Genomic DNA, 6,549 nt, shown 5'->3' on the forward strand with positions numbered 1-6,549 from the left:
ACGAGGCCGGGGCAGCGCGGGCCCTCCACCGCCACCACGTCCCCGGGCGCGAGGCCGGCGCGGACGAGCCGCCCGGCCGCCGCGGCGGCGCGGGCCGTGAGGGCCGCGTAGCTCAGCACGACCTCGTCCTGCGCCACCGCGGGCGCCTCCGGCGCCGCCGCCGCCCAGCGGGCGATGGCCGCCGGGACGGGCTCCTGCGCCGGCCGGAGCAGGGGCGCGGCCGGGTCGGGCAGGATCCCGCCCGGGCTCGCGAGGTCGATGCGGCCGAGCCGCAGGCCCGGGTCGCCGGCGACCTGGCGCAGCACCGCCTCGAACTGGGCGAGGAGCGCGGCCGCGCGGGCCTCGGTGTAGCGGGCGGCCTGGTAGACGAGCCTCAGGTCGAGGGCGCCCTCCCACTCGGTGACGTACAGCACCATGGCGAATTCCGAGCGCATCGCCGGCGGCGCCTCGTAGGTCGCGCGCAGGTCGGGCAGGTCGAGGCTGCGGGGCGGGCTCGGGGTGTAGTTGAAGAAGGTCTCGAACAGCGGGTGGCGGCCGGGGCCGCGCTCGGGGGCGACGTCCTGCACCACGCGCTCGAAGGGCACCTCGTGGTGCTCGAGCGCCTCCAGCACCGCGGCGCGGACCCGCGCCAGGGCCTCCCGGGCCGTCATGTCCGGGGTGAGCCGGGCCCGCAACCCCACGGTGTTGAGGAAGAGGCCGATCAGCCCCTCGGTCTCGACCCGGATGCGCCCGCTCACCGGCGCGCCGACCAGCACGTCCTCCTGCCCGGAGAGCCGCATCAGCAGCACCATGAAGGACGCGACCAGCGTCACGAACAGGGAGCACTCGTGGGACAGGCTCAGGGCCTCGAGGTCGCGCCGCAGGGCCCGGTCGAGGCGCACCGCGCAGGCCGCGCCGGCGCGGTCGCGGCCCGGGCCGGCCCCGGGGGCGCGGTCGGGGGGCAGCTCGAGCACCGGCGGCGGCGCGGCGAGCTGCCCCCGCCAGTAGGCGAGCCCGCGCGCGAGGGCGCCGCCCGCGAGGCGCCGGCGCTGCCAGGCCGCGAAGGCGCCGTAGCTCAGGGTCAGGGGCGCCAGGTCCGGCGGCACCCCGCGCACGTGGGCGGCGTAGAGCCGCGCCAGCTCCTCCAGGAGCACGCCGAGGGACCAGCCGTCCGACACGATGTGGTGCAGGCTGAAGACCAGGACGTGCTCGGTCTCCGACAGGGCGACCAGGGTCGCCCGCACCAGCCGGTCGGCGGCGAGGTCGAACCCGCGCCGGGTCTCCTCGGCGTAGAGCCGCCGGTACGCCGCCTCGCGGGCGGCGGGGGGCTGCCCCGCGAGGTCGACCCGCGCGACGGGCAGGGGCGCCGGCGGGGCGACGGCCTGGACCACCCCCTCCGGCCCGGCCGCGAAGCGCGCCCGGAGGGGCTCGTGGCGGGCCACGATGGCGTCGAGGGCGGCCGACAGCGCCGCGGCCGACAGGCGCCCGTCGAGCCGCAGGGCCCCGGTGATGATGAAGGCCGGATCGCCCGGCGAGAGCCGGTCGAGGAACCATTGCCGCTCCTGCGCGAAGGTCAGGGGCGGCGCGCCGTCCGGGCCGGCCGGCCCGTCCGGGGCGGCCGGCCCCGGCGCGGGCGGTTCGAGGCCCGCGAGGCGCCGCAGCAGCAGGTCGCGTTGCGCCGGGGACAGCTCCCGGATGCGCGAGACGGAATCGGTCATGGGCCTGCCGCCTGGGTGTCGGGGCCGCGCGGCCCGGGCCGGGCGGGGTCGTCGGCCGGGAGCCCGCCGAGCTCGGCCAGGATCCGCGCCAGGGCCTCGGGGTCCGCCCGCGCCGCCTTGGCGGCGACGACGGCGGGCGCGAGCGCCGCGACGGTGGGGGCCTGGAGCAGGGCCGCGAGGGACATCTCGACCCCGAGGCGGGCCGCGATGCGGGCGTTGAGCTGGGTCGCCAGCAGCGAGTGGCCGCCGAGCTCGAAGAAGTTGTCGTGGATGCCGATCGGCGCGACGGCGAACAGCTCGCTCCAGATCGCCGCCAGGGCCTCCTCCACCTCGCCCCGGGGAGCCGCGTAGGGGAGGCGCAGGTCCGGCCGCGCGTGCGGGGCGAGGGGCGCCGGCGCGGGCGCCTCCTCCCGCGTCACCCACTGGGCGAGGCGGCCCGCGAGGTCGCCGGTCGACACCACCGCCCGGGGCTCCGCCCGCAGCCCCAGGATGCGGGCGCAGATCTCGGCCCCCTCCTCCGGCGCCATCCCGAAGCCGCTCACCGTGGCGCCGAGCCCCTCGACCGCGCCCCGGCGCTCCGGCAGGCGCCAGCTGTCCCAGGCGATGCTGATCCAGGGCGTCCCGCCGGCGCGGCGCCTGGCCGGCGCGAAGGCGTCGAGGAAGAGGTTGGCGGCCGCGTAGCCCGAGAAGCCGAGGCCGCCGAGCACGCCCGAGAGGGACGAGGCGAGGGCGCAGAAGTCGAGCGTCCGGCCGGCGAGCGCCCGGTCGAGGGCCAGGGTGCCGTAGGCCTTGGCGGCGAACTGCGCCTCGGCGTCGGCGGGGCTCGCCCGCGCGATCTCCCGGAACGCCTGCGGCCCGACGCTGCCGGCGCAGTGGAAGACGCCGTGGAGCGCGCCGAAGCGGGCCTCGGCCGCCGCGAGCGCCCGCGCCAGGGCGTCCTCGTCGGCGACGTCGGCGGCGAGCGTCAGGACCTCGGCGCCGCGCGCCTCGAGCGCGATCACCTGCCGGACGAGGTCGCGGACCCGCGGGTCGCCGGCCTCGGCCGAGGCGTCGCCGCCGAAGCGGCGCGGCCAGGCGGCGCGGTCGGGCAGCGCGGTGCGGCCGAGGAGCACCAGCCGGGCCCGGACGGCGTCGGCGAGGTGGCGCGCGAGGGCGAGCCCGACGCCCCCGAGGCCGCCGGTGACGAGGTAGACCCCGCGCTCGCGGAACGGCGGGCCGGCCGGCGCGTCGAGGCGCACCGGCGCGTGCGCCTGCACGAACCGCCGTCCCTGGCGCAGGGCCACGGCCGGCGCGTCGGGACGGGCGGCGAGCTCGGCGAGGATCAGCGCGGGCAGGTCCGGCGCGCCCGGGTCCTCGACGTCGAGCAGGCGGCAGGCGAGGCCCGGCCGCTCCTGGGGCGCCACCAGCACGGGGCCGAGGAGGGTCGCCCGCTCGGGGGCCAGCGCCTCGCGCCCGGTGACGTCGAAGAGGCCGCTCGCCGCGACGTCGACCCGCAGGGGGCCGGCCTGCCCCTCCGCCCAGAGCGCCTGGAGGAGCTGCATCAGGGCGTGGAATCCCGTCGCCTGGGCGGCCGCGAAGCGGGCCCGGGACGGGGCGGCGGCGCCCGCCGGCGCCAGCGACCAGAGGTGCACGACCCGGCGGGGCATCGCGCCGCGCCGGCGCAGGGTGCGGGCGAGGGCGCGGTAGGCGTCGGGGTCCGACGGGTCGAGGGTGCAGGCCTCCCCGCCGAGATCGGTGCGCGCGCCCTGCGCCACCGCCACGACGGCGCCGGGCAGGCGCCCCGCGAGCGCCGCGCCGACGCCCTCGCGGTCGAGGAGCACGAGCCAGGGCCCGGCCATCCCGCCGGCCGGCCCCGACCCGGCCATCCCGGCGGCCGGGTCCGGTCGGGCGATGGAGGGCCGCCAGCACGGCAGGTGGACCCACTCGCCGAGGGGCCGGCGCGCCTCGGGCGGCGCTTCGGGCGCCGCCGCGGGACCGGGCGGATCGATCCAGTGGCGCCGGCGCTCGAAGGGATAGGTCGGCAGCGGCACCCGGCGGGGGCCCCCGCGGGCCTCCCCGCCCGGGCCCTCGCGGGCGAGGAGGCGCGCCCGGTCGAGGGGAGCACCCGCCTGCCAGAGCCGGCCGAGGCCGCGCAGCAGCACCACGCGCTCGGAATCGGGGCCGTAGGACCAGCGCAGGGTCGGGATGGCCGGGTTGCGGCTCCCGGGCCGGCGCGCCCGCTCGGCGACGACCTGGGCGGTCAGGGCCTGGCCCGGCCCCACCTCCAGCAGGATGCGCTCCGGGTCGTCGAGCAGGCGCGCGAGGCCGTCCCGGAGGCGCACGGTGCGGGAGAGGTGACGCGCCCAGTAGTCCGGATCCGTGGCCTCGGCGTCGGTGAGCCAGTCGCCGGTGACGCAGGAGAGGCAGGGGATGCGGGGCGGCCGCGGCCCGGCCAGCGCCACGAGCGCGGCGAGGTCGGGCACGATCGGGTCCATCATGGCCGAGTGGTAGGCGTGGGTGGCGGGGAGGCGGCGGCAGGCGACGCCGTCCGCCAGGAGGGCGCGCTCGAGGGCGGCGATGCCCTCGAGCGCGCCCGAGGCGATGCAGAGGCCGGCGCCGTTCACGGCCGCGAGGTCCGTGCCGGCCGGCAGGCGGGCCCGCAGGGCCGCCTCGCCCAGGGGCACCGCCAGCATCAGGCCGGGCCCGACCCGCCCGGCGATCAGCCGCGCCCGGCCGGCCACGAGGCCGAGCGCCGCCGGGAGCGTGAACACGTCGGCGAGGCAGGCCGCCACGAGCTCGCCGATGGAGTAGCCGAGCATCGCCTCCGGGACGAGGCCCCAGCTCATGAGCAGGCGGGCCAGGGCGTACTCGGTGACGAAGATCATCGGCTGGCCGTCCGCCGGGCCTTCGGCCGGCGGGGCCGGCCCGGCGCCGCGGCCCAGCATGGCGCGCAGGTCGATCCGCCCGGCGCCGGGCGGGGCCTCTGAGGCGTCCGAGGCCTCTGAGGCCTCCGGGGCCTCCGGGGCCTCCCCGTCCGGCCGCGCCCAGGCGCGGCCCGGGTAGAGCGCGTCGCGGATATCGCCGTCGCGGTGGGCCGCCAGCAGGTCGGCGCAGGCGTCGACCGCCCGCCGGAAGACCGGCTCGTCGCGGTAGAGCTCGAAGCCCATGCCGGGATAGTGGTCGCCGAGGCCCGGGAACAGGAACGCCACGGGCGCGCCCCCGTCCGGCGCGGCGGCGGCCGGCAGGCACCGGGGATCGGCCTCCTCCAGGGCGGCGGCGGCCTCGGGCGTGCTCCCGGCGACGAGGACGCGCCGCAGCGCGAACGCGCCCCGGCCGACCCGCAGGGTGTGGGCGACGTCGGCGAGGGGCAGGCCGGGATGGCGCGCGAGGTGCGCCGCGAGCCGCGCGGTCGCGGCCTCGAGCGCGGCCGGGGTGCGGGCCGACAGCATCAGGAGCTCGGGCCGCGGCGCCGCCGGGGCCGCGGGGGCGGCCGGGGGCTCCTCGATCACCACGTGGACGTTGGTGCCGCCGATGCCGAAGGCGCTGATCCCCGCCCGCATCGGCGCCGGACCGGCATGGGCCTGCGGCGTCCCCGGCACCCGGAACGGCGTGCCCGGCAGCCCGAACGGTGTCCCGGGCACCCGGGGCGGCGTGTCCGGCACCCGGGACGGCGTGCCCGCGAGGGCGCCGCGCTCCTCGGGCGCGGGGGCGTGCAGGCTCGGCGGGACGGTGCGGTGCTGCACGGCGAGCACCGCCTTGATCAGGCCGGCGATGCCCGCCGCCGCGTCGACGTGGCCGATGTTGCCCTTGACCGAGCCGAGCCAGACCGGCCCCGGGGCGCCCTCGAAGACCTCCGCCAGGGCCGCGACCTCGATCGGGTCGCCGAGCGCGGTCCCGGCGGCGTGGGCCTCCAGCATCGCCACGGAGGCGGGCGCGACGCCCGCGACGGCGAGCGCCTCGGCGATCACCCGCGCCTGCGGGGCGATTCCGGGCGCCGTGAAGCCGACCTTGCCGGCGCCGTCGTTGTTGACGGCCGAGCCCAGGATCACGGCCCGGACGCAGTCCCGGTCCCGGAGGGCGTCGTCGAGGCGCTTGAGCACCACCGTGCCGACGCCGTCGCTCGCCACCGTGCCCCGGGCCGCGGCGCCGAGGGGCCGGCAATGGCCGTCGGGCGAGAGGATGCCGCCCTCCCGGTAGCGGTAGCCCGCGGTGAGCGGCAGGTGGACCGAGACGCCGCCGGCGAGCGCCATGTCGCACTCGTGGGCGAGGAGGCTCTGGCAGGCGAGGTGGACCGCGACGAGGGACGTCGAGCAGGCGGTGCCGACGCTGACGCTCGGCCCCCTCAGGTCGAGGAGGTAGGACGCCCGGGTCGCCAGGAAGGTCGGGTCGTTCCCGACCGCCATCGGGAACGCCCCGGCCTCCTCGACCAGCCGGCGGTTCGGCCACAGGTTCTGCAGGAGGTAGGTGCTCAGGATGCTGCCGGCGAAGACCCCGACGGCGCCGCCGGTCTCCCTCGGCGCGTAGCCGGCATCCTCGAGGGCGGCCCAGGCGCACTCGACGAAGACGCGCTGCTGGGGGTCGAGCAGGGCCGCCTCGCGGGGGCTGAACCCGAAGAAGGCGGCGTCGAAGGCGTCCGCCCCGTCGAGCACGCCCTTGGCGGCGACGTAGCCGGGCGCGTCGGCCTCCGCGCCGACGCCGGCGGCCGCGAGCTCCGCGGGGTCGAGGCGGCGGATTCCCTCCCGGCCGGCGACGAGCAGGCGCCAGTACGCCTCCGGCGAGTCGGCGCCGGGCAGGCGGCAGGCGAGGCCGACGACCGCGACCGCGCTCACGCGCCGCTCCCCGGGGCGCGGCCGGCGGCCCGCGCGCCCCGGCG

General features: G+C 79.6%; 2 protein-coding genes. Both read right to left on the minus strand.

Going from position 1 to position 6,549, the window contains the following annotated elements; all coding sequences use genetic code 11:
* On the minus strand, window positions 1-1,697 hold a 1,697-nt coding region (locus DT057_RS33420), incomplete at its 3' end, for a condensation domain-containing protein (RefSeq protein ID WP_244937427.1).
* Entirely contained in the window at window positions 1,694-6,505 is a 4,812-nt protein-coding gene (locus DT057_RS33425; RefSeq protein ID WP_128566323.1) for a type I polyketide synthase, read from the minus strand. The genes DT057_RS33420 and DT057_RS33425, both read right to left, overlap by 4 nt.
* Between the last annotated feature and the right edge of the window lie 44 nt (window positions 6,506-6,549).

The organism is Methylobacterium crusticola (assembly GCF_003574465.1).
Classification (GTDB): domain Bacteria; phylum Pseudomonadota; class Alphaproteobacteria; order Rhizobiales; family Beijerinckiaceae; genus Methylobacterium; species Methylobacterium crusticola.